Genomic DNA, 22,053 nt, shown 5'->3' with positions numbered 1-22,053 from the left:
AAAAAAACGGCCCCGGCCCGATCCGTACGGACCGGGGTCGCCAACAGGAACAAGACCACTCCAACGGGACGGACCTCGCATGGCTGCGCCTTCCCCCAAGCCAAGGCGGCAATTGCCGCTGACCTGGCTGGGCCTGATGCCCTTCGTCATCTTCGTCACGCTGTTCCTGATCCTGCCCACGATGCATATCGTCGTCGGTGCGTTCCAGGATCGCACCGGTGCATTCACGCTGCAGAACCTCCGTGACCTGAACACCGGCACGATCCCGTCGAGCTACTGGGTCTCCGTGAAGATCTCCGTCGCCTCGGCGGCGCTCGGCTGCCTGATCGGCTTCGGCATGGCGGCGGCCGTGGTCTTCGGCGCGGTGCCGCGCTGGGTGAAGTCGCCGCTGATGACCTTCTCAGGCGTCGCCTCAAACTTCGCGGGCGTGCCGCTGGCCTTCGCCTTCCTCGCGACCTTCGGGCCGGTCGGCCTCGTGACGGTCTTCATGCGCAACAACTTCGGGATCGTGCTGAGCCGAGACATCGGCTTCAACATCCTTTCGTTCTGGGGGCTGACGGTCACCTACCTCTTCTTCCAGATCCCGCTGATGATCCTGATCATCACTCCCGCGCTGGAGGGCCTGCGTCGCGAATGGCGCGAGGCGGCCGAGGTGCTCGGCGCCTCCACTGCGCAATACTGGCGGATGGTGGCGCTGCCGATCCTGTTCCCGTCTCTTCTGGGCACGTTCGCGCTCCTTTTCGCCAACGCCTTCGGCGCGGTGGCCACCGCTATCGCGCTCACCGGCTCGGCGCTGAACATCGTGCCGATCCAGCTTTTCGCGCAGATCAGGGGCGATGTGCTTGGCAACCCGAACCTCGGCTATGCCATGGCCTTCGGCATGATCGTCATCACGGCCATCGCCAACGTGCTCTACATCTGGCTGCGGATACGTGCTGAACGGTGGCTGAAATGAGCCTCTACGCCCGCCTCACCGGCTGGATCGTCCTGCTGTTCGGCCTTGGCTACTTCATCGTCCCGCTCGTCGGGCTGACCGAGTTCTCGCTGAAGGCGCGGCGTGGGGTCTACAGTTTCGACGCCTACGCCAAGATCATCGGGGACCCGGAGTTCCAGGCGACTTTCAGCTATTCGGTGGTCATGGCGCTCGTCACCATCGCCATGGGCGTGCTCATCGTCGTGCCCACGGCCTTCTGGGTCCGGCTGAAGATGCCCTGGGCGCGACCCTATGTGGAGTTCCTGACGCTTCTGCCGCTGGTCATTCCGGCCATCGTCATCGTCTTCGGCTACATACGGCTCTACAACACGTCGAGCTTCCTGCCGCTGACCGGCACGGCGACGGGTACCAACCTGCTCCTGGCCTTCGGTTACACGGTTCTGGCCCTGCCCTATATGTACCGGGCGATCGATACCGGCCTGCGGACCATCGACGTCGCCACGCTGACCGAGGCCGCGCAGAGCCTGGGCGCCGGCTGGACGACCATCCTGACCAGGGTGATCCTGCCCAACGTGCTGCCCGCCGTGCTCTCCGGCGCGTTCCTGACCTTCGCCATCGTCATCGGTGAATTCACGCTCGCCGCCTTGCTGGACCGGCCGGCCTTCGGACCCTACCTGCAACGGATCGGCGCAAACAAGCCGTACGAACCCTTCGCGCTCTCGGTGATTGCGTTCGCGATCACCTGGGCTTGCATGGGGCTGATCCAGCTTGTCACCCGGTTCTCCAAACACACGAAGGCACAGCCCTGATGTCGTATCTCGAGATTGCCCGTCTGGAAAAGTCCTTCGGTGCGAACCGCGTCGTCACGGACTTCAACCTCGGCGTCGAACAGGGGGAGTTCATCTCGCTCCTCGGCCCCTCGGGCTGCGGCAAGACCACCGTGCTGCGCATGGTCGCGGGGTTCGAGCGGCCATCGTCCGGCGCAATCCGCATCGCCGGCGAGGATGTGGTCGGCAAGCGCCCGAACCAGCGCAACATCGGCATGGTGTTCCAGGCCTACGCGCTTTTCCCGAACCTGACGGTGGCCGAGAACGTCGGCTTCGGCCTGAAGATCAAGGGCGCGCGGCGCAACGAAATCACCGCCCGCGTGACCGAGATGCTCGCGCTGATCGGCCTGCCGGACCTCGGGGGGCGCTACCCGTTCCAGCTTTCGGGCGGGCAGCAACAGCGCGTGGCACTGGCCCGCGCGCTCGCGCCGAAGCCCCGGGTGCTGCTGCTCGACGAGCCGCTGTCGGCGCTTGACGCCAAGGTCAGGGTGTCCCTTCGCAATGAAATCCGCGCGATCCAGCGCGATCTCGGCATCACCACGATCTTCGTGACCCACGACCAGGAGGAAGCGCTGTCGATCTCCGACCGGATCGTGGTGATGAATGCCGGGATCGCCGACCAGGTGGGCACACCGTTCGAGATATACAACCGCCCGACGACGCGGTTCGTGGCGAACTTCGTGGGCCAGCTGAACCTCTTCAAGGCCGACGGTACGGGCCGCATCGGCGGCGTGGCGGTGGGGCAGGGGGATTTCGCCGCCCGGCCCGAAGCCGTGCATCTCGGGCGCGCGGCGGAGGCAGACATCGTCCTGCCGGCCACGGTCGAGGAGGTGCATTTCCTCGGCTCCGTCATCCGCGTGACGGCAACGGCCGCCGGCGCGCGGATCGCGCTCGACACCTTCAACCGCCCCGACGTGCCTCCGCCGGCCGTCGGCAGCACGGTGGAACTGAGCCTCTCCTCGCGCGACCTGATCCCGCTGAAGTAGGGGCGGGTGGCGGCGCGCAGCGGTCCTGCGCGGTGTTCACCAAACTTCCGCTTGCCCACCGCCCACCTCTCCCTTATAGGGACGCATCCTGCGATTCCGGGTGACCGGGATTCGCGGGTCCATCATTGACTCCACCGAATCAAGGGTGACCCCGCAAGGGCCCTCCGGTGATGTGGGAAGGAAGAGGCGCATGAACGCCACCGAACTGAAAGCGAAGACGCCCGACCAGCTCCGCGACGAGCTGGTGGCGCTCAAGAAGGAGGCGTTCAACCTCCGCTTCCAGCAGGCCACCGGCCAGCTCGAGAACACCGCCCGCATGCGCGCCGTCCGCCGCGACGTCGCCCGCATCAAGACGGTGCTGAACGCCAAAGCCGCCGAAGCCGCGAAGTAAGAGGACCGACCCATGCCCAAACGTATCCTGCAAGGCGTCGTCACCTCGGACAAGAACGAGCAGACGATCACCGTCCTGGTCGAGCGCCGCTTCAAGCATCCGCTGCTGCAAAAGACGGTGCGGAAATCGAAGAAATACCGCGCGCATGACGCGGAGAACAAGTTCAAGGTCGGCGACACCGTCCGCATCGAGGAATGTGCGCCGATCTCGAAGACGAAGCGTTGGACCGTGGTGACGGAAGCCTGAGGCTTAACCCCACCACATCCTTCTGAACGAAACCCTGGGGCCCAAGACTGATGACGGTCCCCAAAGGTCGGGAGAAACCAAATGATCCAGATGCAGACCAATCTGGATGTCGCTGACAACTCCGGCGCGCGCCGGGTTCAGTGCATCAAGGTCCTGGGGGGTTCCCACCGCCGCTATGCCAGCGTCGGCGACATCATCGTGGTGTCGGTGAAGGAAGCCATCCCGCGCGGCCGCGTGAAGAAGGGCGACGTCCGCAAGGCCGTGGTCGTGCGCACCGCCAAGGAAGTTCGCCGCGAGGACGGAACCTCGATCCGCTTCGACCGCAACGCCGCCGTCATCCTGTCGAACCAGGGCGAACCGATCGGCACCCGCATCTTCGGGCCGGTCGTGCGCGAACTGCGCGCGAAGAACTTCATGAAGATCATCTCGCTCGCGCCGGAGGTGCTGTGATGGCTGCGAAACTCCGTAAAGGCGACAAGGTCGTCGTCCTTGCCGGCAAGGACAAGGGCAAGAAGGGCGAGATCACCTCGGTCGACCCGAAGGCCAACAAGGCCGTGGTCGATGGCGTGAACGTCGCCATCCGCCACCAGCGCCAGACCCAGACGAACCAGGGTGGTCGCCAGCCGAAGGCGATGCCGATCGACCTGTCGAACCTCGCGCTGATGGACAAGGACGGCAAGGCCACCCGTGTCGGCTTCCGCATGGAAGGGGACAAGAAGGTCCGCTTCGCCAAGACCACCGGGGAGGCGCTCTGATGCTCGACGCTCAAACCTACACCCCGCGCCTCAAGGCGCTCTACCGCTCGACGATCCGCGGCGCGCTGAAGGAAGAGTTCGGCCTGAAGAACGACATGCAGATCCCGAAGCTTGAGAAGATCGTTCTCAACATGGGCGTCGGCGAGGCCGTCAAGGACACCAAGAAGGTCAAGCAGGCCGCCGAGGAGCTGACGCTCATCGCCGGCCAGAAGGCCGTCGTCACCAAGGCGAAGAAGTCGATCGCCGGCTTCCGCGTTCGCGAGGAGATGCCGCTGGGCTGCAAGGTAACGCTGCGCGGCGACCGGATGTACGAATTTCTCGACCGCCTGATCAACGTCGCGCTTCCCCGCGTCCGCGACTTCCGCGGCGTCAAGGGCTCGTCGTTCGACGGCCGCGGCAACTACGCGATGGGCCTGAAGGAACACATCGTGTTCCCCGAGATCGACTTCGACAAGGTCGACGAGGTTCTCGGCATGGACATCATCATCTGCACCACCGCGACCAAGGACGCGGAAGCGAAGGCGCTGTTGAAGCATTTCAACATGCCCTTCACCAGCTGATCCGCGGAGGACGAACGAATGGCGAAGAAATCCATGGTGAACCGCGAAACGAAGCGCGCGAAGCTGGTCAAGCAATATGCGGCCAGGCGCGCGGCGCTGAAAGCGGTGATCGAGGACCAGGCGAAACCGATGGAAGAGCGGTTCAAGGCCTCGATGAAACTGGCGAAGCTGCCGCGCAACTCCTCGGCCACGCGGATCCACAACCGCTGCCAGCTGACGGGCCGTCCGCACGCCTACTATCGCAAGCTCAAGCTCAGCCGGATCATGCTGCGCGATCTCGCCTCGATGGGCCAGATCCCGGGCATGGTCAAGTCGAGCTGGTAAGGAGGACCGAGGAATGTCGATGAACGATCCTCTCGGCGATATGCTGACCCGCATCCGCAACGCGCAGATGCGTGGCAAATCCACCGTCCGCACGCCGGCTTCCAAGCTCCGCGCCTGGGTGCTCGACGTCCTGAAGGACGAAGGCTACATCCGCGGCTATGAGAAGGTTCAGACGGCCGAGGGCCATGCTGAGCTGGAAATCAGCCTGAAGTACTTCGAAGGCACGCCGGTGATCCGCGAGATCCAGCGCGTCTCGAAGCCGGGGCGCCGCGTCTATGCCGGCGTCAAGGACATCCCGTCGGTCCGCCAGGGCCTCGGGGTCTCCATCGTCTCGACGCCGAAGGGCGTGATGTCGGATGCAGCTGCACGGACCGCCAATGTCGGCGGCGAAGTGCTCTGCACCGTGTTCTGAGGAGGGGTCAATGTCTCGTATCGGCAAGAAACCCGTTCCCGTTCCGGCCGGCGTAAGCGCCAACATCTCGGGCCAGACCGTCGAAGTGAAGGGCCCCAAGGGAACCCTCGCCTTCACGGCGACCGACGACGTGACGATCACGCTCGCCGACGGCAGCGTTTCGGTCGTGCCGCGCGGCACCTCGAAGCGCGCGCGCCAGCAGTGGGGCATGTCGCGGTCCATGATCGAGAATCTCGTCACCGGCGTGACCAAGGGCTTCAGGAAAGAGCTTGAAATCCAGGGCGTCGGCTACCGTGCGGCGATGCAGGGCAACGTCCTGAAGCTGTCGCTCGGCTACAGCCACGAGGTCAATTTCGACGTGCCGAAGGGCGTGACGGTCACGACCCCGAAGCAGACCGAGATCGTCGTGGAAGGGATCGACCCGCAGCTCGTCGGCCAGGTCGCGGCCAACATCCGTGAATGGCGCGGCCCCGAGCCCTACAAGGGCAAGGGCATCCGCTACAAGGGCGAGTTCATCTTCCGCAAGGAAGGCAAGAAGAAGTAAGGATCGCAGAGATGGCAAACAGCAAACGGGAACTGTTCCTCAAGCGCCGCCTGCGCGTCCGGAACAAGCTTCGCAAGATAGCCGACGGGCGCGCGCGCCTTTCGGTCCACCGTTCGTCGAAGAACATCAGCGTGCAGCTGATCGACGACGTGAAGGGCGTGACGCTCGCCGCGGCCTCCTCGCTGGAGAAGGACCTCGGCGTCGTCGGCAAGAACAACGTCGAGGCGGCCAAGAAGGTTGGCGCGGCGATTGCCGAGAGGGCGAAGAAGGCCGGAGTCGAGGCGTGCTACTTCGATCGTGGCGGCTTCATCTTCCATGGCAAGATCAAGGCACTTGCCGATGCGGCGCGCGAAGGCGGGCTGAAGTTCTGACGAATGCGGGTGGCGCCCCATCAAACGGGTGCGCCGCCCCGATGATCCGGGTCCCCGATCCAGTCGGGGACACCAGGATCGGCCGTAACGGTGTGGGATACCGCGCCAGCATGCAAGGAATGCCGAATGGCAGAACGTGAACATCGCCGGGAGCGCCGCGAGCGCGAGGAAACCCCGGAATTCGCCGATCGTCTCGTCGCGATCAACCGGGTGTCGAAGACGGTGAAGGGTGGCAAGCGCTTCGGCTTCGCCGCGCTCGTGGTGGTCGGTGACCAGCGCGGCCGCGTCGGCTTCGGCAAGGGCAAGGCCAAGGAAGTGCCGGAAGCGATCCGCAAGGCGACCGAACAGGCCAAGCGCAGCCTCGTGCGCGTGCCGCTGCGCGATGGCCGCACGCTGCACCACGACATCGAGGGCCGCCATGGCGCGGGCCGCGTCGTGATGCGCACCGCCGTTCCGGGGACCGGGATCATCGCCGGTGGCCCGATGCGCGCCGTGTTCGAGATGCTGGGCGTCCAGGACGTGGTGGCCAAGTCGATGGGCTCGCAGAACCCCTACAACATGATCCGCGCCACGATCGACGGGTTGAAGCAGGAGGCGAGCCCCCGACAGGTGGCGCAGCGTCGCGGCAAGAAGGTGGCCGACATCCTGAAGAAGCCCGAAGCGGCTGAAGCCGTGGAGGCTTGAGACCAATGGCCAAGAAAACCATCGTCGTGAAGCAGATCGCCTCGCCAGCCCGCCGTCCCGCCGTGCAGGCCGCGACGCTCAAGGGCCTCGGCCTCGGCAAGATCAACCGCACCCGCGAGCTTGAGGACACGCCCTCGGTTCGCGGCATGGTCAACAAGATCCCGCATCTGGTGACCATCGTCGAAGAGCGCGGCTGAGCTTCTTGCCGGCCGCCTGCCGGGACCTGCACCTGGCCCCAAAATCCGAACGCCCCGTCCGAAAGGCCGGGGCGTTCCGCATTCGTCGCCCCAGTCCGGCTCCGTCCGCGGAATGCCGGCCGTCTCATCCCCGTTGATACCTGAATCCGGGCAGCATAGGCTCGCCTGCGGCGGGGCAGGGGTGAACGCGGGTGTTGATGCGGCTTCTCCATCTGGCCGCCCTTCTGGGGGCCGTCGCGGTAGGCGCTACGCTCTGGGCCTGGGGGCAGCCGCTCATCTCCACCAGTGGGCAGGTCCGGCTCTGGGTGAATTCGGTCTGGTCGAACGAGAATTCCCAGCAGATCGCGGATTGGTACACGCTGTCGCATGTGATCCACGGTGTTCTGATCGCGGCCGCCGGCCGGCTCGCGGGGCGCTGGCTGCGCTTCGCCCTCGCCTATGCGATCGCCATCGCGACCGGCGTAGCATGGGAGATCGCGGAGCACACGGACTGGGTGCTCGACCGGTTCAGGGGACAGACGATCTACCAGGGATACATCGGCGACAGCGTGCTGAACGCGGTCAGCGACTATCTCTTCATGCTCGCGGGCTTTGCCGCCGGGGCGTGGCTTGGCGCGGCCCGGGGGCTGATCCTGGTCCTCGGCCTCGAATCGCTCTCCGCCCTTTTCGCACGCGACAGTCTCATCCTCACGACCATCCGCGTCGTGCATCCGATCCCTGCGCTTACGGCCTGGCAGGACAGGACAAACCCCGGAACCCCTCCGGGGGCCGAGGTGCCGCGCCCGTGATCCCGGGCCCGCCGTCGGGGCGCACGACGGCCATGAACGCGGGACGATTTTGCACTACATTCGGAGCTGTGATTCCCCCGACCCGAGGAGACTGCCGCTTGCCCAACCTGGACTTCGCAATCCTCGTGCGCGAATTCGTGACGCTCTTCGTGGTGATCGACCCGGTCGGCTCCCTGCCGGTGTTCTACTTTGCCACCCGCGGTGTGCCTGAGGCGTTGCACTGGCGGTTCGCCCTTCGCGGCGTCCTTGTGGCGGGTGCGGTCCTGTTCTTCTTCCTCGTGGCAGGACAGGTCTTGCTGGAAGGCGTCGGGCTCAGGCTCGGGTCCTTCCAGATCGCCGGCGGGATCATCCTGTTCCTCTTCGCGCTCACCATGATCTTTGGCGACGCGAAGCCTGCGCGCGAGATCGAGGAGGCGGAGCGCGACCACATGGCGGGTGCGGTCTTTCCGCTGGCCATGCCGTCGATCGCCTCGCCAGGCGCGATGCTCGCGGTCGTGATCCTGACCGACAACCACCGCAACACGATTTCGGAGCAGGTGGTGACGGCGGCGCTCCTCGTGCTCGTGCTTGTCATCACCTTCGCGATCCTGCTTCTGGCCCGGCCCCTGAAGGGGATCATCGGCAACACCGGGGCGAACGTCGTCAGCCGGGTCATGGGGATCGTCCTCGCGACGGTCGCGGTCGATTCCGTACTGAACGGGTTCGAGGCGCTCGGCGTCATGGCGCTGCCGGATTCAGGGGTCTGACCGAACGGATATGCGGCGGGGCCCGTGATTCCCCCCCGGAAAGCACGACTAAAGGCCATGTCGCTTTTTCGCGGCGGCTGGCGTGCAATTCTACCGCGTGCCCGCAAGAGCACGGCGACAGGAGGAGGAAAGAATGTCCAGCCCGTATGTGGGAGGATGCGAACACCACCGTGTGCGCGCCTCTGCCGAACCCATCGACAACCACGAATGCCACTGCAACGTCTGCAAGAAGGTGACCGGCCAGCACACGACCCATGTGGCCTTCTTCAACCACGGCGACATCCGGACCGACAACGAGTCCGCGATGAAGCGCGTGCCTTTCAATGCCGATAACCCGAACGGACCCCTGGAGATCTGCCTCTGCGAGAAATGCGGGGCCGTGCTGATGCTCGACGACAAGCAGCACCGCATCCGCGTGGCGGTGCCGAATGTCATGGGCTACGACGATGCCGCCTTCCCGAAGGCCACCTACCACGCCTTCTGGGACACGACGAAGGGTTACCCCAAGCCCACCGACGGGCGCCCGGTCTACGAGGGCCTTCAGCCCAGCTTCGCCTGGCCGAAGGGCGCCTGACCTCGGGTCCGGGACCCGGAGCAGTCGCGGGGCGTCCGGCGCCGGACGCCCCGTCGTGATAGGTCGCGGCATCGGGCTTGATCGCCCGCCGCAATGGGTCTATAGGCCCCGGGTGGCACCGAAGGGTGCCCGAATCCAACAAGCAAGAAATGCCGTGTGGCCCCATCCGTCGCTGGCGGGGCATTTCCGGCTGAGGAGAAGCGACATGAAACTGAACGAACTCCGGGACAATCCCGGTGCAGCGAAGAAGTCCAAGCGCGTCGCGCGCGGTCCCGGGTCCGGCAAGGGCAAGACCGCCGGCCGCGGCATCAAGGGCCAGAAGTCCCGTTCCGGCGTGGCCATCGGCGGCTACGAAGGCGGCCAGATGCCGCTCTACCGCCGGCTGCCGAAGCGCGGCTTCAACAAGCCGAACCAGAAGAAGTTTGCCGTGGTGAACCTCGGCCAGCTGCAGAGCTTCGTCGATGCTGGCCGGCTCGACGCCAAGGACGAGATTACCGAGGACGTGCTGGTCGCGGCCGGCGTCGTCCGCCGCAAGCTCGACGGCGTCCGCGTGCTCGCCAAGGGCGAGATCAAGGCCAAGCTGAAGCTCGCCGTCACCGGCGCGTCAAAAGCCGCGGTGGAAGCCGTCGAGAAGGCCGGCGGGTCGCTTTCCGTCACGGCGGCGGCAGCGGCCGAATAAGGTGTTGTGGGCGACCCTTGCGGCGCTTACATAGGCACGAGTTTTCCAAGCGCCGCCTGACCGGAAAACGGTCCGGCGGCGCTTCCACATGAGAGAGACCGGAATGGCATCTGCTGCAGAGCAAATGGCGGCGAACATCAGCTGGGGCGCCCTCGGCAAGGCCACCGACCTTCGCCAGCGCATCTTTTTCACGCTGGGGCTGCTGATCGTCTACCGCCTTGGAACCTACATTCCGGTGCCGGGCATAGACGCGACGGCACTGCGCGAGTTCATGCAGAGCGCCTCGCAGGGGATCGGCGGCATGCTGCAGATGTTCACCGGCGGCGCACTCGGCCGCATGGGCATCTTCGCGCTCGGGATCATGCCCTACATCTCGGCCTCGATCATCGTCCAGCTTCTGACCGCGATGGTTCCCGCGCTCGATCAGCTGAAGAAGGAAGGCGAGCAGGGACGCAAGAAGATCAACCAGTACACCCGCTACGGCACAGTCGTCCTTGCGACCTTCCAGGCCTTCGGGCTGGCGAAGAGCCTCGAGGCCGGCAACCTCGCGCATGATCCCGGACTCTTCTTCCAGGCGGCGACGGTGATCACCCTCGTCGGCGGCACGATGTTCCTGATGTGGATCGGCGAGCAGATCACCGCCCGCGGAATCGGCAACGGCACCTCGCTCATCATCTTCGTCGGCATCGTCGCGAACATCCCCGGCGCGCTGGCACAGTTCTTCGAGCAGGGCAGGGTGGGCAACATCCATCCGGGCGTCATACTCGGCGTCATGGCGATGGTCGTGGGCGTGATCGCCTTCGTCGTCTTCATGGAGCGGGCGCTGAGGAAGATCCACATCCAGTACCCACGCCGCCAGGTCGGCATGAAGATCTATGACGGCTCCTCCAGCCACCTGCCGATCAAGGTGAACCCGGCGGGCGTGATCCCGGCGATCTTCGCCTCGTCGCTCCTCCTCCTGCCGACGACGATCTCGACCTTCTCGGGGGCCCAGACCGGACCGGTCATGTCCACGATCCTCGCCTACTTCGGTCCTGGCCAGCCGCTCTACCTTCTGTTCTTCACGGCGATGATCGTCTTCTTTACATATTTCTACACGGCCAACGTGACCTTCAAGTCGGATGATGTGGCCGAAAACCTGAAGAACCAGGGCGGGTTCATCCCCGGCATCCGCCCCGGTGCGAAGACGGTCGATTACCTCGACTATGTCGTCGCCCGTGTCCTCGTCGTGGGCTCGGCCTATCTGGCGGCAGTCTGCCTGTTGCCGGAAATCCTGCGCTCGCAGCTCGCGATCCCGTTCTACTTCGGCGGCACCTCGGTGCTGATCGTCGTCTCGGTCACGATGGACACGATCAACCAGATCCAGTCCCACCTTCTGGCGCACCAGTACGAGGGGCTCATCGAGAAATCGCAGCTGAGGGGCAAGAAGCGGGGCGCGACACGCAAGGCGCCTGCCCGCCGCTGAGGGGGACCGCCCATGACCAACATCATCCTGCTCGGCCCGCCTGGCGCGGGGAAGGGAACGCAGGCTCGCCGCCTGGTGGAGGAACGCGGGCTCGTCCAGCTTTCGACCGGCGACATGCTCCGGGAGGCGCGCACTTCCGGCACGGAGATGGGAAAGAAGGTCGCCGCGGTCATGGATCGGGGCGATCTTGTTACCGACGACATCGTCATCGGGCTGATCGAGGAAAAACTGAAGACCGCGCGGGCGAAGGGCTTCATCTTCGACGGCTTCCCCCGCACGCTCGCCCAGGCCGATGCGCTCGGCGCGCTTCTCAAGCGTTCGGGGCAGGAACTTGACGCGGTGATCGAGATGCGGGTTGATGACGAGGCCCTCGTCGATCGCATCTCGGGCCGCTACACCTGTGGCAACTGCGGCGAGGTTTACCACGACCGGACGAAGCCCACGGCGAAACCGGGCGTCTGCGATGTCTGCGGTTCGACCGATCTGAGGCGCCGTGCCGACGACAATGCCGAAAGCCTGAAGCAGCGGCTGATGGAATACTACAAGAAGACCTCGCCGCTCATGGGCTACTACTACGCCGCCGGCGAACTCTTCACCGTTGACGGCCTGGCCGACATCGACGCCGTGGCGAAATCCATTGCCGATGTGCTCGACCGGGCAAAGGGCGCTTGACGACCCGGGCCAAACCCACTAGGTCACGGCGTCTCTGACGAGAATCGGCTTGATTTGCCGGGCTTTGCCCTTGGCGAATCAGTCGGGCCAAACCGGCCCGGAGCCGCCCGCGGCCTCGGGTCAGAGTTGTGAAAAAAGGTTCTGGAGCTACGGAACCGCAACGAAAGGAAGACACGCGTGGCACGTATTGCTGGCGTCAACATCCCGACGGGGAAACGCGTCCCCATCGCCCTCCAGTATATTCATGGCATCGGCCCGGACATCGCGCGCAAGATCTGCGAAGCGGTGAAGATTGACGCCGCCCGCCGGGTGAACGAGCTTTCGGATTCCGAGGTGCTCGCGATCCGCGAACATATCGACGCGAACTACACGGTCGAGGGCGACCTGCGCCGTGAAGTCACGATGAACATCAAGCGGCTCATGGACCTCGGCTGCTACCGCGGCCTGCGTCACCGCAAGGGCCTGCCCGTCCGCGGCCAGCGCACCCACACCAACGCCCGCACCCGCAAGGGCCCGGCGAAAGCCATCGCCGGCAAGAAGAAGTAAGGGGAGGGTTCCGATATGGCACGCGACAAGACCCGCATGAAGCGCAAGGAGCGCAAGAACATCGCCGCCGGTGTGGCGCATGTGAACTCCTCCTTCAACAACACCAAGATCCTGATCTCGGACGTTCAGGGCAACGCCATTGCCTGGTCGTCGGCCGGCACGATGGGCTTCAAGGGCTCGCGCAAGTCCACGCCCTACGCCGCCCAGATGGCTGCCGAGGACGCTGGCCGCAAGGCGCAGGAACATGGCGTCAAGACGCTGGAAGTCGAAGTCCAGGGACCGGGCTCGGGACGCGAGTCGGCGTTGCGGGCACTGGCCTCGGTCGGGTTCAGCATCACGTCGATCCGCGATGTGACGCCGATCGCGCACAACGGCTGCCGCCCTCCGAAACGCCGCCGCGTCTGACAAAGATTACCGCCATCCGGACCCTGCCGCGAGGCACGGAGCCCGGGTGGCCTTCGCATTTTCCTCGGGCGTTCCCGGCGTCGGTCATGAGCCGGGGGCAGGTATGGAGGCAGAACGCATGATCCACAAGAATTGGGCCGATCTGATCAAGCCGCAGCAGCTTGAGGTCAAGCCGGGCAATGATCCGCAGCGGCAGGCGACGCTCATCGCCGAGCCGCTGGAGCGGGGTTTCGGGCTGACGCTCGGCAACGCGCTGCGTCGGGTACTGATGTCGTCGCTTCAGGGCGCGGCCATCACCTCGGTGCAGATCGACAATGTCCTGCACGAGTTCTCGAGCGTGGCAGGCGTGCGCGAGGACGTGACCGACATCGTCCTGAACCTCAAGGGCGTACGGCTGAAGATGGAAGTCGAGGGGCCGAAGCGGCTCTCGATCTCGGCCAAGGGCCCGGGCGTCGTCACCGCCGGCGACATTTCGGAATCGAACGGCATCGATGTCCTCAACAAGGACCACGTCATCTGCCACCTCGACGAGGGTGCGGACCTTTTCATGGAACTGACGGTGGACACCGGCAAGGGCTATGTCGCGGCCGACAAGAACCGTCCCGAGGATGCGCCCATCGGTCTCATCCCGATCGACGCGATCTATTCGCCGGTGAAGAAGGTCAGCTACGAAGTGCAGCCCACCCGCGAGGGCCAGGTGCTCGACTACGACAAGCTGACCATGAAGATCGAGACCGACGGGTCGCTGACGCCGGATGACGCGGTGGCCTATGCCGCCCGCATCCTGCAGGATCAACTCGGCATCTTCGTGAACTTCGAGGAGCCGGAAGCGGCTGGCAAGGGCGAGGCGGAAGAAGGGCTGGAGTTCAACCCGCTCCTGCTGAAGAAGGTGGACGAACTGGAGCTTTCGGTCCGGTCCGCCAACTGCCTGAAGAACGACAACATCGTCTATATCGGCGACCTGATCCAGAAGACCGAGGCGGAGATGCTCCGCACCCCGAACTTCGGCCGCAAGTCGCTGAACGAGATCAAGGAAGTGCTGTCGGGCATGGGCCTGCATCTCGGTATGGACGTCGAGAACTGGCCGCCGGAGAACATCGAGGACCTCGCGAAGCGGTTCGAGGATCAGTTCTGATTGACTTCGCGGGGGGCGTCGCCTAGACGGCCTCCGCAAATGCCCGCAGTTGCGGGGAGCGAAGGGAAGAAAAGGGTCCGGTGGACCGTTTTGACCTGAACGGGCGCAAGCCCCAAGGAGAGCGGTGCGAGGACCACGCCCGCCGGACAAAGCAAAACGCTATAGGAGTTGAAAATGCGTCACGCCCGCGGCTACCGCCGTCTGAACCGCACCCATGAGCATCGCAAGGCGCTCTGGGCCAACATGGCCGGTTCGCTCATCGAACACGAACAGATCAAGACCACCCTTCCCAAGGCGAAGGAGCTGCGTCCGATCGTGGAGAAACTCATCACGCTCGCCAAGCGCGGCGACCTGCACGCCCGCCGGCTGGCGGCCGCGCAACTGAAGCAGGACAAGCATGTCGCGCGCCTGTTCGAGATCCTCGGGCCCCGCTACAAGGAGCGGCAGGGCGGCTACGTGCGCATCCTGAAAGCCGGTTTCCGCTATGGCGACATGGCGCCGATGGCGATCGTCGAATTCGTGGACCGCGACCCGGCGGCCAAGGGCGCGGCGGACAAGGCGCGCGTCGAGGCCGAGGAAGAGGCCGAATCCTGACCGGCCCGTGCCAGTTATCCGGACTGCAGAAAAGCCCCGCCGGACAACCGGCGGGGCTCGGCATTTGAAGGGATCGCGCCTTGGGAGGCTCGTGGTGGCTTGCGCCGACCGCGGTCAGGTCGCCTCGGCCCGTGGCGGTCGCGCATCGCGACGCAATTTCTCGGCGATGCCGTCGATCATGTGCGAAAGTTGCGCGTCCGCCACTGGCGTTGCGCCCAGGAACTCGAGAAGGTCGGTCCGGGCGGAATCGGGGAGCCGCATGACTCTGGCGAAAAGGCCGGGATTGATCGTACGCAAAATGCTAACCCTCGGAAAGAAGTAGTGTTCGTCGCACAATTTACGGTTGACCATCCTGAAAGCAACTTGTCTAAAAGGACATGTCCGGAATGCCAACACTCGATCCGATCCTTCACTCGCTGTCTCTGATGGCGCCGGCAGGCTATTTCATCGGTCTGCACATCCGCTATGCCTCGCCGCTGATGCAGTTCTCGAACTACAATCAGGACTGGCTGGATCACTACACCGAGAAGGCCTACGCGCTGCGTGACCCCACGATCGCCTGGGGGTTCAGCAAGGAAGGCGCCTGCCGCTGGTCGGAGATCGACGTCCCCGATCCGTTCGGCCTTTTCACCGAGGCGAAGGCCTTCGGGCTGACCTTTGGCCTGACGGTGTCCTGCGGCCCGATCCGATCGCGGACGATTTCGAGTTTCGCGCGTTCCGACCGCGACTTCCGCGACGACGAGGTCGAGAAGATCGCGCATCTGGTACGCCGGCTCCATGACATCACGGAGCCGCCGGAAAGTCTGACGACGGCTCAAATCGAAGCACTGCGGCTGATCGCTGCGGGGGACCGCCACGCGGCAGCAGCAGCCAAACTGAACATCTCCGAAAGCGCGCTCAAGGCTCGCCTCATGTCCGCGCGGCAGAAGCTGCTCGCGCGGACGACGGCCGAGGCGATCCAGCGCGCCAAGGACTACAGGCTGATGTGATCCGATGACGGTTTCCCGCCTGCAAGCAGGGCTGTCTGGGTTTATGAAGCGGGGGGTCTACGCATGAACACGACAATCCTGTCCTTTGCCAATCTCCACAACCACGGAGAACTCTTCGCTAACCTCTTTCGGGCGCGAAAGCAGTCCTTCATCGTCGAGAAGCGGTGGAACCTGCCCGAAGCGCTCGACATGGAGTACGATCAGTACGACACACCGGCGAGCCGCTGGATCGCCATCCACGACCACACCGGACAGGTCTATGCCGGCATCCGGCTGACGCCCACGACGGCGAAGTGCGGCATCTACAGCTACATGATCCGCGATGCGCAGCGCGGGCTCCTCGCCAGCCTTCCCTCCGATCTCCTCTACGAGGAAGCGCCCGTCGATGCCAACATCTGGGAATGCACGCGCGTGTTCGTGCTGCACACCGTGCCGCAGTCGATCCGGCGGCGCGTCCACGGTTACATGGTCGATGCGATGGTGAGATCCGCCCGCGAGGTCGGCGCCACCCAGCTGATCGCCATCACGCCGGCAAACTGGCCGCGCTGGTATGGCCGCTGCGGGCTGACGGCCACGGGCGTCGGTCCGGTGATGTTCATCGACGACGGCGACTACCAGTGCGTCCAGATCGATCTTGCGGCAAAGATGCACTGAACATGCCAGCCATTCGGCGGCCGGGTACCCCGACCGGCCGCCGGGCCGCCTTTCCGGCGGCCGCGACGCGATGTAGTGTCGGGACATGTCCGACCTCTTCGACCGAGCCGCCACCGCTGCGCCCGACACCGCCCATCCGCGCCCCCTGGCCGACCGGCTGCGCCCGCGTGCGCTTGCCGAGGTCATCGGCCAGGACAAGGTGCTGTCGCCCGAGGGCCCGCTCGGCGCCATGCTTGCCGCGGGCAGCCTTTCCTCGCTCATCCTCTGGGGGCCGCCCGGCGTCGGCAAGACGACCATCGCGCGGCTTCTTGCCGATGCGACCGACCTCGCCTTCGTCCAGATCAGCGCGATCTTCACCGGCGTGCCGGACCTGAGGAAGGTCTTCGAGGCGGCGAAGCTCCGCCGCGCGCAGGGGCGCGGAACGCTCCTGTTCGTCGATGAGATCCACCGCTTCAACAAGGCCCAGCAGGACGGATTCCTGCCGCACATGGAGGATGGCACCATCGTCCTCGTGGGCGCCACCACGGAAAACCCCTCGTTCGAGCTGAACGCGGCCCTTCTCAGCCGGGCGCAGGTGATCGTCCTCGAACGCCTCTCGCCCGCCGATCTCGAGCGTCTGGCCCAGCGGGCCGAGAAGGAACTCGGCCACGCCCTGCCCCTGACGGGTGACGCCCGTGCCGCGCTGATCGAGATGGCCGACGGCGACGGCCGCGCGCTTCTCAACCTCATCGAGCAGGTCGCCGCCTGGAAACTGTCCACGCCGATCACGACGGAGGCGCTCGCAAGCCGCCTGATGCGGCGCGCGGCGAAATACGACAAGTCCGGCGACGAGCACTACAACCTCATCTCGGCCCTGCACAAATCGGTCCGCGGCTCGGACCCCGACGCGGCGCTTTACTGGTTCGCACGGATGCTCGAAGGCGGCGAGGACCCCCGTTTCCTCGCGCGCCGGCTGACCCGCATGGCGGTGGAGGACATCGGCCTTGCCGACCCGCAGGCACAGTCGCTCTGCCTTCATGCCTGGGAGGTCTACGAACGCCTCGGCAGCCCCGAGGGCGAGTTGGCGCTGGCGCAGGCGGTGACCTACCTCGCGCTCGCGCCGAAGTCGAACGCAGGCTACGTCGCCTACAAGGCCGCCCGCGATCTGGCGCGCAAGACCGGGTCGGAGCCGCCGCCGAAGCACATCCTGAACGCACCAACGCGGCTGATGAAGGATCAGGGCTACGGCGCGGGTTATGCCTACGACCATGACGCCGAGGATGCCTTCTCGGGGCAGAACTACTTCCCCGACGCGATGAAACGCCCGCTGCTTTACCAGCCGGTCGAGCGCGGCTACGAACGCGAACTGAAAAAGCGCCTCGACTGGTTCGCCAAGCTTCGCGCCGAGCGCAATCGCTGACCGCTCCAGCGTGGCCGGATCATTATTGCGCGTGACCGTGCGGTGAGGCCCGGAGGGGGTGGCCAGCGCCCTTGCCCGGTTGACTTCCCGGCGGCCGCGCGTCAGAGGAGCGCCATGGTCCAGACCCTTCTCCAGGTTGCCCTCGGCGGCGCGCTCGGCGCGTCTGCGCGCTATCTTGTCAACGTGGGCACGATGCGGCTGATCGGCCCGGGCTTCCCCTGGGCGACTGTCGTGGTGAACGTCCTCGGCTCGTTTCTCATGGGCGCGCTCGTCGTAACCCTCGCCCACAAGGACGCGACGCGGCTCGCACCCTTGCTGATGACCGGGGTTCTCGGCGGCTTCACCACCTTCTCGGCTTTCTCGCTCGATGCGCTCACGCTCTGGGAGCGGGGGCAGGCCAGCCTTGCGGCCGCCTATGTCGCAGGATCCGTCATCCTGTCCCTCGCCGGCATCTTCGCCGGGGTGGTGGCCGCGCGGGGCATCTTCGCGTGAACGGCGTCGTGACCCTGACCGTTGCCGAAGCCGAGGGCGAGGCCCGGCTCGACCGCTGGCTGAAGAAGCGCTTCCCCGAGATCACGCAAGGCCAGGTTGAAAAGCTCTGCCGCACCGGGCAGATCCGTGTCGACGGGGGCCGTGTGAAGGCCTCCACCCGCGTCATGCCGGGCCAGCAGGTCCGCGTCCCCCCGCTGCCGAAGGCGGCGCCCGCGACCGCGCCGAAACCCGAGGCCGGGATCACCGACGCCGACGCGCGGATGATCCAGGCGGCCGTCCTCTGGAAGGACGAGCACATCATCGCGCTCAACAAGCCGCCGGGCCTGCCGTCGCAGGGCGGCTCGGGGCAGGGCGGGCGCCACGTCGATGGCCTCGCCGAGGCGTTGACCTTCGGCTACAAGGATCGCCCGAAACTCGTGCACCGGCTCGACAAGGACACCTCGGGCGTCCTCCTCCTCGCCCGCACGGATCGCGTGGCCCGGGCGTTGTCCGAGGCGTTCCGCTCGCGCAGCACGCGCAAGATCTACTGGGCTGCCGTCGCCGGCGTGCCGTCGCCGAAGATGGGCACGGTCCGCTTCGGCCTCGTCAAGGCACCGGGCCACGCCGGGGGCGGCGCGGGTGCGAAGTGGGTCGCCGTTCATCCGGCGAAGGTGGACGAGACCGAAGGCGCGAAGCGCGCGACCACGGACTACGCCGTCCTTGACGCGCTCGGCAGCCGCGCGGCCTGGGTGGCGCTGGTGCCGATCACGGGCCGGACTCATCAGCTTCGCGCCCACATGGCCGAGTTGGGCCATCCGATCGTCGGCGACGGCAAGTATGGCGGCTCCGGGCAGGAGAACCTCGGCGACGGCTGGGGCGCCCAGCTTGGCGGCGAGATCAGCCGCAAGCTTCACCTCCACGCCCGCTCGATCAGTTTCGACCACCCGATCAGCGGCAAGCGCATCACCCTGACCGCGCCGTTGCCGGACCACATGAAACGCACATGGAAGACGCTCGGATGGTCCGAAGCGGACGTTCCCGCCGATCCCTTCGCGGAGGAGACATGACGGCCGATCTCAGGCTCGTCGTCTTCGACGTGGACGGCACGCTGATCGACAGCCAGAACCACATCCTTGCCGCGATGGAACACGCCTTCGCCGCCATCGGCGTGACGCTGCCCGGGCGCGAGGCGGTGCTGTCGATCGTCGGCCTTTCGCTCCCGGTCGCCGTGGAGCGTCTGGTGCCGCACCTTTCCGAAGGGGCGCGCGCGGGTATCGTGGCGGCCTACAAGGAAAGCTTCGGCCAGCTCCGCGCCCGGACCGTCTCGCCGCTCTTTCCCGGCGCCGCCGAGGCACTTCGGGCGCTCCGCTCGCGGCCCGAGGTGGTTCTCGGCGTCGCCACGGGAAAGTCGCGCCGGGGCCTTTCCCATGTTCTCGATTTGCACGGCCTCGGCGGGCATTTCGTCACGACCCAGGTCGCCGACGACCATCCGTCGAAGCCGCACCCCTCGATGCTCCGCGCGGCACTGGCCGAGACGGGGACCGAGGCCGCCCGGGGCGTGATGATCGGCGACACGACGTTCGACATCGAGATGGGTCGGGCCGCCGGCATGGCGACGGTGGGCGTCGCCTGGGGCTATCATCCCGCCGCCGGGCTTGCCGCGGCCGGCGCCGACCGTGTGATCGCGCGATTCTCCGATCTCTTGCCGGTGCTCGACGATCTCTGGAGGGCGGCATGACCGGCTGGAAGGCGAAACGGTTCTGGAAGGCGGTGACGGTCGTGCAGGAGGGCGGCGGCTTCGCCGTCCGGCTCGACGCGCGGCCGGTGAAAACCCCGGCGAAACGTCCGCTCGTCCTTCCGACCCGTGCCATGGCCGAGGCGGTGGCGGCCGAGTGGGCTGCTGTCGACAACGCCATCGACCCACGGAGAATGCCCGTCACCCGCGCGGCCAATGCGGCGATCGACAAGGTGGCGACGCAGTTCGACGAGGTGGCGGCGATGATCGCGGCCTATGGCGCATCGGATCTCCTGTGCTACCGCGCCACGGCCGCCGATCCGCTCGCCCGGGCGCAGGCCGAGGCCTGGGATCCGATGCTCGCCTGGGCCGAGCGGACCTATGGCGCGCGGCTTGCAACCACCGAGGGCGTCGTGCCAATCGCGCAGCCCGCCGAGGCGGTCGCGCGACTGGCGAAGCTGGTCTTTGCCTGCTCGCCGTTTCAACTTGCCGCGCTGCACGATCTCGTCGCCCTGACCGGCTCGCTCGTGCTCGGCCTTGCCGCGACGGGCAACGGATCTGACCCTGACGACCTCTGGCGCCTGTCGCGATTCGATGAGGACTGGCAGGCCGCCCTGTGGGGCGAGGACGAGGAGGCGACCGAGGCCGCGGAGCGCAAGCGCAGGGATTTTCTCCTCGCTGTCACATTCTGGCGGCTCGCGGGCATGCCCGAGGCATAAAATTGCGCGCGACCTGACGATCCGTGCACGATCCAATCGTAAATGATCAAAATGGGCGCCGGAGCCGGCGAAGCGCGGATTGCATCCTTGACGCGAGAAGCGCATCCGGCAAGACTTCGCCTACTCGGGTCCTTGCCCGCCAGACGGGCGGAGGACCAATAAACAGCGCCAGGACCACCTGGCCTCAACCGCCGTCTGGGGAGACGGCAACTCAGGAAGAGGTAAGTATGAAGAAATCCGCATTCCTCGGGACGTTGGCCGCGACCACCGTTCTGGCTGGCTTCGCTTCGGCCGCTACGCTCGACGACGTGAAGGCCCGGGGCGAGCTCATCTGCGGCGTGAACACGGGCCTCGTCGGCTTTGCCGCTCCGGACGCGAACGGCAACTGGCAGGGCTTCGACGTGGCGGTCTGCAAGGCCGTCGCCGCCGCCGTGCTGGGCGATGCCTCGAAGGTCAAGTACGTGCCGACCACCGGCGAGACCCGGTTCACCGCGCTCGCCTCGGGCGAGATCGACCTTCTGTCGCGCAACACCACGTGGACCTTCTCGCGCGATACCGATCTCAAGTTCACCTTCGTCGGTGTCAACTACTACGACGGACAGGGGTTCATGGTCCGCAAGGACCTTGGCGTTTCCTCGGCCAAGGAACTTGATGGCGCAACCGTCTGCATCCAGACCGGCACCACCACGGAACTCAACCTGGCTGACTTCTTCAAGGTCAACAACATGACCTACCAGCCGGTTCCGATCAACACGAACGCCGAGGGCGAGCAGCAATATCTCGCCGGCGCCTGCGATGCCTACACGACCGACGCCTCGGGCCTCGCCGCGACGCGCGCCGTCTTCGCCGATCCGGAAAACCACATCATCCTGCCGGAGATCATCTCGAAGGAGCCGCTCGGTCCGCTCGTGCGGCACGGCGACGACCAGTGGGCGGACATCGTTCGCTGGACGCTCAACGCGCTGATCGCGGCGGAAGAGTATGGCGTGACCTCGGCCAACGTCGAAGAACTGTCCAAGGGCACGAACAACCCCGAGATCAACCGTATGCTCGGCACCGAGGGCGACCTCGGCACGATGATCGGGCTTGACAAGGACTGGGCGAAGCGCGCGATTGCCGCCACCGGCAACTACGGTGAAGTCTTCGCGGCAAGCATCGGCGAATCGACCCCGATCGGCCTTGCGCGCGGCCTGAACGCGCAGTGGACGCAAGGCGGATTGCTCTACACTCCGCCGTTCCGTTGATCTGATC

At 65.8% G+C, this 22,053-nt stretch carries 33 protein-coding genes; 32 read left to right on the top strand and 1 reads right to left on the bottom strand.

Annotated features, from left to right (window positions below):
• The first annotated feature begins 79 nt into the window (after positions 1-79).
• The 24 genes from ACMUOO_RS08435 (at position 80) to rplQ (ending at position 14,835) form a co-directional block, all read left to right on the top strand.
• Entirely contained in the window at positions 80-955 is an 876-nt protein-coding gene (locus tag ACMUOO_RS08435) for an ABC transporter permease (RefSeq protein ID WP_301917209.1), read from the top strand.
• Positions 952-1,743 carry an ABC transporter permease gene (locus ACMUOO_RS08430; protein WP_301917208.1) on the top strand — a complete coding sequence of 264 codons (792 nt, stop codon included), beginning with the start codon at positions 952-954 and terminating at the stop codon, positions 1,741-1,743. The genes ACMUOO_RS08435 and ACMUOO_RS08430 overlap by 4 nt, the downstream gene beginning before the upstream one ends.
• Positions 1,743-2,747: an ABC transporter ATP-binding protein gene (locus tag ACMUOO_RS08425; protein ID WP_301917207.1), complete on the top strand. Its 1,005-nt coding sequence runs from the start codon at positions 1,743-1,745 to the stop codon at positions 2,745-2,747. Before ACMUOO_RS08430 ends, ACMUOO_RS08425 begins: the two co-directional genes overlap by 1 nt.
• Positions 2,748-2,937: 190 nt before the next feature.
• A complete protein-coding gene (gene rpmC / locus ACMUOO_RS08420) occupies positions 2,938-3,138 on the top strand; it encodes a 50S ribosomal protein L29 (RefSeq protein WP_291335022.1) in 201 nt (66 codons plus the stop codon).
• Between the two features lie 12 nt (positions 3,139-3,150).
• Positions 3,151-3,384, top strand: a complete 234-nt coding sequence (rpsQ, locus tag ACMUOO_RS08415; RefSeq protein WP_096517504.1) for a 30S ribosomal protein S17 — start codon at positions 3,151-3,153, stop codon at positions 3,382-3,384.
• An 81-nt stretch (positions 3,385-3,465) separates the two neighbouring features.
• Entirely contained in the window at positions 3,466-3,834 is a 369-nt protein-coding gene (rplN, locus tag ACMUOO_RS08410) for a 50S ribosomal protein L14 (RefSeq protein ID WP_301917206.1), read from the top strand.
• A complete protein-coding gene (gene rplX, locus ACMUOO_RS08405) occupies positions 3,834-4,139 on the top strand; it encodes a 50S ribosomal protein L24 (RefSeq protein WP_301917205.1) in 306 nt (101 codons plus the stop codon). Before rplN ends, rplX begins: the two co-directional genes overlap by 1 nt.
• Complete coding sequence (rplE, locus tag ACMUOO_RS08400) at positions 4,139-4,699, top strand: 50S ribosomal protein L5 (protein WP_413855008.1); 561 nt, start codon at positions 4,139-4,141, stop codon at positions 4,697-4,699. The genes rplX and rplE overlap by 1 nt, the downstream gene beginning before the upstream one ends.
• Before the next feature lie 18 nt (positions 4,700-4,717).
• The gene (gene rpsN / locus ACMUOO_RS08395) at positions 4,718-5,023 is read left to right on the top strand and encodes a 30S ribosomal protein S14 (protein WP_413855006.1); all 306 of its coding nucleotides are present in this window, start codon (positions 4,718-4,720) and stop codon (positions 5,021-5,023) included.
• Between the two features lie 13 nt (positions 5,024-5,036).
• Positions 5,037-5,435: a 30S ribosomal protein S8 gene (rpsH, locus tag ACMUOO_RS08390; RefSeq protein WP_413855005.1), complete on the top strand. Its 399-nt coding sequence runs from the start codon at positions 5,037-5,039 to the stop codon at positions 5,433-5,435.
• 10 nt (positions 5,436-5,445) lie between these two features.
• A complete protein-coding gene (gene rplF, locus ACMUOO_RS08385) occupies positions 5,446-5,979 on the top strand; it encodes a 50S ribosomal protein L6 (protein WP_413855004.1) in 534 nt (177 codons plus the stop codon).
• 11 nt (positions 5,980-5,990) lie between these two features.
• Entirely contained in the window at positions 5,991-6,350 is a 360-nt protein-coding gene (gene rplR, locus ACMUOO_RS08380; protein WP_413855003.1) for a 50S ribosomal protein L18, read from the top strand.
• 126 nt (positions 6,351-6,476) lie between these two features.
• Complete coding sequence (rpsE, locus tag ACMUOO_RS08375) at positions 6,477-7,034, top strand: 30S ribosomal protein S5 (protein WP_413855002.1); 558 nt, start codon at positions 6,477-6,479, stop codon at positions 7,032-7,034.
• 5 nt (positions 7,035-7,039) lie between these two features.
• Positions 7,040-7,231 (top strand): 50S ribosomal protein L30, encoded by a 192-nt coding sequence (gene rpmD / locus ACMUOO_RS08370; protein ID WP_263335700.1) that lies wholly within the window; start codon positions 7,040-7,042, stop codon positions 7,229-7,231.
• A gap of 197 nt (positions 7,232-7,428) precedes the next feature.
• Positions 7,429-8,019: a DUF2585 family protein gene (locus tag ACMUOO_RS08365; protein WP_301920199.1), complete on the top strand. Its 591-nt coding sequence runs from the start codon at positions 7,429-7,431 to the stop codon at positions 8,017-8,019.
• A 98-nt stretch (positions 8,020-8,117) separates the two neighbouring features.
• Positions 8,118-8,765, top strand: a complete 648-nt coding sequence (locus tag ACMUOO_RS08360) for a MarC family protein (RefSeq protein WP_301920198.1) — start codon at positions 8,118-8,120, stop codon at positions 8,763-8,765.
• A 133-nt stretch (positions 8,766-8,898) separates the two neighbouring features.
• Positions 8,899-9,339 carry a GFA family protein gene (locus ACMUOO_RS08355; RefSeq protein ID WP_301920197.1) on the top strand — a complete coding sequence of 147 codons (441 nt, stop codon included), beginning with the start codon at positions 8,899-8,901 and terminating at the stop codon, positions 9,337-9,339.
• A 205-nt stretch (positions 9,340-9,544) separates the two neighbouring features.
• Positions 9,545-10,018 (top strand): 50S ribosomal protein L15, encoded by a 474-nt coding sequence (gene rplO / locus ACMUOO_RS08350; protein WP_301920196.1) that lies wholly within the window; start codon positions 9,545-9,547, stop codon positions 10,016-10,018.
• Positions 10,019-10,121: 103 nt separating this feature from the next.
• Positions 10,122-11,483 (top strand): preprotein translocase subunit SecY, encoded by a 1,362-nt coding sequence (gene secY / locus ACMUOO_RS08345; protein ID WP_301920195.1) that lies wholly within the window; start codon positions 10,122-10,124, stop codon positions 11,481-11,483.
• 12 nt (positions 11,484-11,495) lie between these two features.
• Positions 11,496-12,155, top strand: coding sequence for an adenylate kinase (locus ACMUOO_RS08340; RefSeq protein WP_301920194.1), 660 nt, complete (start codon positions 11,496-11,498; stop codon positions 12,153-12,155).
• Positions 12,156-12,332: 177 nt separating this feature from the next.
• Positions 12,333-12,701, top strand: a complete 369-nt coding sequence (gene rpsM / locus ACMUOO_RS08335) for a 30S ribosomal protein S13 (protein ID WP_301920193.1) — start codon at positions 12,333-12,335, stop codon at positions 12,699-12,701.
• A gap of 15 nt (positions 12,702-12,716) precedes the next feature.
• Positions 12,717-13,106 (top strand): 30S ribosomal protein S11, encoded by a 390-nt coding sequence (gene rpsK / locus ACMUOO_RS08330; RefSeq protein ID WP_291336408.1) that lies wholly within the window; start codon positions 12,717-12,719, stop codon positions 13,104-13,106.
• A 118-nt stretch (positions 13,107-13,224) separates the two neighbouring features.
• Entirely contained in the window at positions 13,225-14,241 is a 1,017-nt protein-coding gene (locus ACMUOO_RS08325) for a DNA-directed RNA polymerase subunit alpha (protein ID WP_301920192.1), read from the top strand.
• Positions 14,242-14,415: 174 nt separating this feature from the next.
• Positions 14,416-14,835: a 50S ribosomal protein L17 gene (gene rplQ / locus ACMUOO_RS08320; RefSeq protein ID WP_301920191.1), complete on the top strand. Its 420-nt coding sequence runs from the start codon at positions 14,416-14,418 to the stop codon at positions 14,833-14,835.
• A 114-nt stretch (positions 14,836-14,949) separates the two neighbouring features.
• Here the strand turns inward: rplQ and ACMUOO_RS08315 are convergent, their stop codons facing one another.
• Positions 14,950-15,186 (bottom strand): hypothetical protein, encoded by a 237-nt coding sequence (locus tag ACMUOO_RS08315; RefSeq protein ID WP_413855001.1) that lies wholly within the window; start codon positions 15,184-15,186, stop codon positions 14,950-14,952.
• A gap of 26 nt (positions 15,187-15,212) precedes the next feature.
• On the opposite strand from ACMUOO_RS08315, the gene ACMUOO_RS08310 reads away from it, so the two are divergent.
• The 8 genes from ACMUOO_RS08310 (at position 15,213) to ACMUOO_RS08275 (ending at position 22,046) form a co-directional block, all read left to right on the top strand.
• Entirely contained in the window at positions 15,213-15,824 is a 612-nt protein-coding gene (locus ACMUOO_RS08310) for a helix-turn-helix transcriptional regulator (RefSeq protein WP_301920189.1), read from the top strand.
• Positions 15,825-15,887: 63 nt separating this feature from the next.
• Positions 15,888-16,478, top strand: coding sequence for an acyl-homoserine-lactone synthase (locus ACMUOO_RS08305; protein WP_301920188.1), 591 nt, complete (start codon positions 15,888-15,890; stop codon positions 16,476-16,478).
• A gap of 85 nt (positions 16,479-16,563) precedes the next feature.
• Positions 16,564-17,877 carry a replication-associated recombination protein A gene (locus ACMUOO_RS08300; protein ID WP_301920187.1) on the top strand — a complete coding sequence of 438 codons (1,314 nt, stop codon included), beginning with the start codon at positions 16,564-16,566 and terminating at the stop codon, positions 17,875-17,877.
• 114 nt (positions 17,878-17,991) lie between these two features.
• Positions 17,992-18,369: a fluoride efflux transporter CrcB gene (gene crcB / locus ACMUOO_RS08295; RefSeq protein WP_301920186.1), complete on the top strand. Its 378-nt coding sequence runs from the start codon at positions 17,992-17,994 to the stop codon at positions 18,367-18,369.
• Positions 18,366-19,415, top strand: a complete 1,050-nt coding sequence (locus ACMUOO_RS08290; RefSeq protein ID WP_413855000.1) for an RluA family pseudouridine synthase — start codon at positions 18,366-18,368, stop codon at positions 19,413-19,415. The genes crcB and ACMUOO_RS08290 overlap by 4 nt, the downstream gene beginning before the upstream one ends.
• Entirely contained in the window at positions 19,412-20,086 is a 675-nt protein-coding gene (locus tag ACMUOO_RS08285; RefSeq protein WP_301920184.1) for an HAD-IA family hydrolase, read from the top strand. The genes ACMUOO_RS08290 and ACMUOO_RS08285 overlap by 4 nt, the downstream gene beginning before the upstream one ends.
• Positions 20,083-20,802 carry an ATP12 family chaperone protein gene (locus tag ACMUOO_RS08280; protein WP_301920183.1) on the top strand — a complete coding sequence of 240 codons (720 nt, stop codon included), beginning with the start codon at positions 20,083-20,085 and terminating at the stop codon, positions 20,800-20,802. Before ACMUOO_RS08285 ends, ACMUOO_RS08280 begins: the two co-directional genes overlap by 4 nt.
• A gap of 227 nt (positions 20,803-21,029) precedes the next feature.
• Positions 21,030-22,046, top strand: coding sequence for an amino acid ABC transporter substrate-binding protein (locus ACMUOO_RS08275; protein WP_301920182.1), 1,017 nt, complete (start codon positions 21,030-21,032; stop codon positions 22,044-22,046).
• Positions 22,047-22,053: the final 7 nt, after the last annotated feature.

This window comes from Albidovulum sp. (assembly GCF_041919395.1).
GTDB lineage: Bacteria > Pseudomonadota > Alphaproteobacteria > Rhodobacterales > Rhodobacteraceae > Albidovulum.
The sequence above is the reverse complement of the archived record's forward strand: the minus strand, read 5'-3'. Positions and strand labels throughout refer to the sequence as shown.

What these genes read in the sequence shown, in the direction of transcription:
- ACMUOO_RS08435 (WP_301917209.1), top strand. Translation starts at nt 80, where the DNA reads ATGGCTGCGCCTTCCCCCAAGCCAAGGCGGCAATTGCCGCTGACCTGG.
- ACMUOO_RS08430 (WP_301917208.1), top strand. Translation starts at nt 952, where the DNA reads ATGAGCCTCTACGCCCGCCTCACCGGCTGGATCGTCCTGCTGTTCGGC.
- ACMUOO_RS08425 (WP_301917207.1), top strand. Translation starts at nt 1,743, where the DNA reads ATGTCGTATCTCGAGATTGCCCGTCTGGAAAAGTCCTTCGGTGCGAAC.
- rpmC (WP_291335022.1), top strand. Translation starts at nt 2,938, where the DNA reads ATGAACGCCACCGAACTGAAAGCGAAGACGCCCGACCAGCTCCGCGAC.
- rpsQ (WP_096517504.1), top strand. Translation starts at nt 3,151, where the DNA reads ATGCCCAAACGTATCCTGCAAGGCGTCGTCACCTCGGACAAGAACGAG.
- rplN (WP_301917206.1), top strand. Translation starts at nt 3,466, where the DNA reads ATGATCCAGATGCAGACCAATCTGGATGTCGCTGACAACTCCGGCGCG.
- rplX (WP_301917205.1), top strand. Translation starts at nt 3,834, where the DNA reads ATGGCTGCGAAACTCCGTAAAGGCGACAAGGTCGTCGTCCTTGCCGGC.
- rplE (WP_413855008.1), top strand. Translation starts at nt 4,139, where the DNA reads ATGCTCGACGCTCAAACCTACACCCCGCGCCTCAAGGCGCTCTACCGC.
- rpsN (WP_413855006.1), top strand. Translation starts at nt 4,718, where the DNA reads ATGGCGAAGAAATCCATGGTGAACCGCGAAACGAAGCGCGCGAAGCTG.
- rpsH (WP_413855005.1), top strand. Translation starts at nt 5,037, where the DNA reads ATGTCGATGAACGATCCTCTCGGCGATATGCTGACCCGCATCCGCAAC.
- rplF (WP_413855004.1), top strand. Translation starts at nt 5,446, where the DNA reads ATGTCTCGTATCGGCAAGAAACCCGTTCCCGTTCCGGCCGGCGTAAGC.
- rplR (WP_413855003.1), top strand. Translation starts at nt 5,991, where the DNA reads ATGGCAAACAGCAAACGGGAACTGTTCCTCAAGCGCCGCCTGCGCGTC.
- rpsE (WP_413855002.1), top strand. Translation starts at nt 6,477, where the DNA reads ATGGCAGAACGTGAACATCGCCGGGAGCGCCGCGAGCGCGAGGAAACC.
- rpmD (WP_263335700.1), top strand. Translation starts at nt 7,040, where the DNA reads ATGGCCAAGAAAACCATCGTCGTGAAGCAGATCGCCTCGCCAGCCCGC.
- ACMUOO_RS08365 (WP_301920199.1), top strand. Translation starts at nt 7,429, where the DNA reads ATGCGGCTTCTCCATCTGGCCGCCCTTCTGGGGGCCGTCGCGGTAGGC.
- ACMUOO_RS08355 (WP_301920197.1), top strand. Translation starts at nt 8,899, where the DNA reads ATGTCCAGCCCGTATGTGGGAGGATGCGAACACCACCGTGTGCGCGCC.
- rplO (WP_301920196.1), top strand. Translation starts at nt 9,545, where the DNA reads ATGAAACTGAACGAACTCCGGGACAATCCCGGTGCAGCGAAGAAGTCC.
- secY (WP_301920195.1), top strand. Translation starts at nt 10,122, where the DNA reads ATGGCATCTGCTGCAGAGCAAATGGCGGCGAACATCAGCTGGGGCGCC.
- ACMUOO_RS08340 (WP_301920194.1), top strand. Translation starts at nt 11,496, where the DNA reads ATGACCAACATCATCCTGCTCGGCCCGCCTGGCGCGGGGAAGGGAACG.
- rpsK (WP_291336408.1), top strand. Translation starts at nt 12,717, where the DNA reads ATGGCACGCGACAAGACCCGCATGAAGCGCAAGGAGCGCAAGAACATC.
- ACMUOO_RS08325 (WP_301920192.1), top strand. Translation starts at nt 13,225, where the DNA reads ATGATCCACAAGAATTGGGCCGATCTGATCAAGCCGCAGCAGCTTGAG.
- rplQ (WP_301920191.1), top strand. Translation starts at nt 14,416, where the DNA reads ATGCGTCACGCCCGCGGCTACCGCCGTCTGAACCGCACCCATGAGCAT.
- ACMUOO_RS08315 (WP_413855001.1), bottom strand. Translation starts at nt 15,186, where the DNA reads ATGGTCAACCGTAAATTGTGCGACGAACACTACTTCTTTCCGAGGGTT.
- ACMUOO_RS08310 (WP_301920189.1), top strand. Translation starts at nt 15,213, where the DNA reads ATGTCCGGAATGCCAACACTCGATCCGATCCTTCACTCGCTGTCTCTG.
- ACMUOO_RS08305 (WP_301920188.1), top strand. Translation starts at nt 15,888, where the DNA reads ATGAACACGACAATCCTGTCCTTTGCCAATCTCCACAACCACGGAGAA.
- ACMUOO_RS08300 (WP_301920187.1), top strand. Translation starts at nt 16,564, where the DNA reads ATGTCCGACCTCTTCGACCGAGCCGCCACCGCTGCGCCCGACACCGCC.
- crcB (WP_301920186.1), top strand. Translation starts at nt 17,992, where the DNA reads ATGGTCCAGACCCTTCTCCAGGTTGCCCTCGGCGGCGCGCTCGGCGCG.
- ACMUOO_RS08285 (WP_301920184.1), top strand. Translation starts at nt 19,412, where the DNA reads ATGACGGCCGATCTCAGGCTCGTCGTCTTCGACGTGGACGGCACGCTG.
- ACMUOO_RS08280 (WP_301920183.1), top strand. Translation starts at nt 20,083, where the DNA reads ATGACCGGCTGGAAGGCGAAACGGTTCTGGAAGGCGGTGACGGTCGTG.
- ACMUOO_RS08275 (WP_301920182.1), top strand. Translation starts at nt 21,030, where the DNA reads ATGAAGAAATCCGCATTCCTCGGGACGTTGGCCGCGACCACCGTTCTG.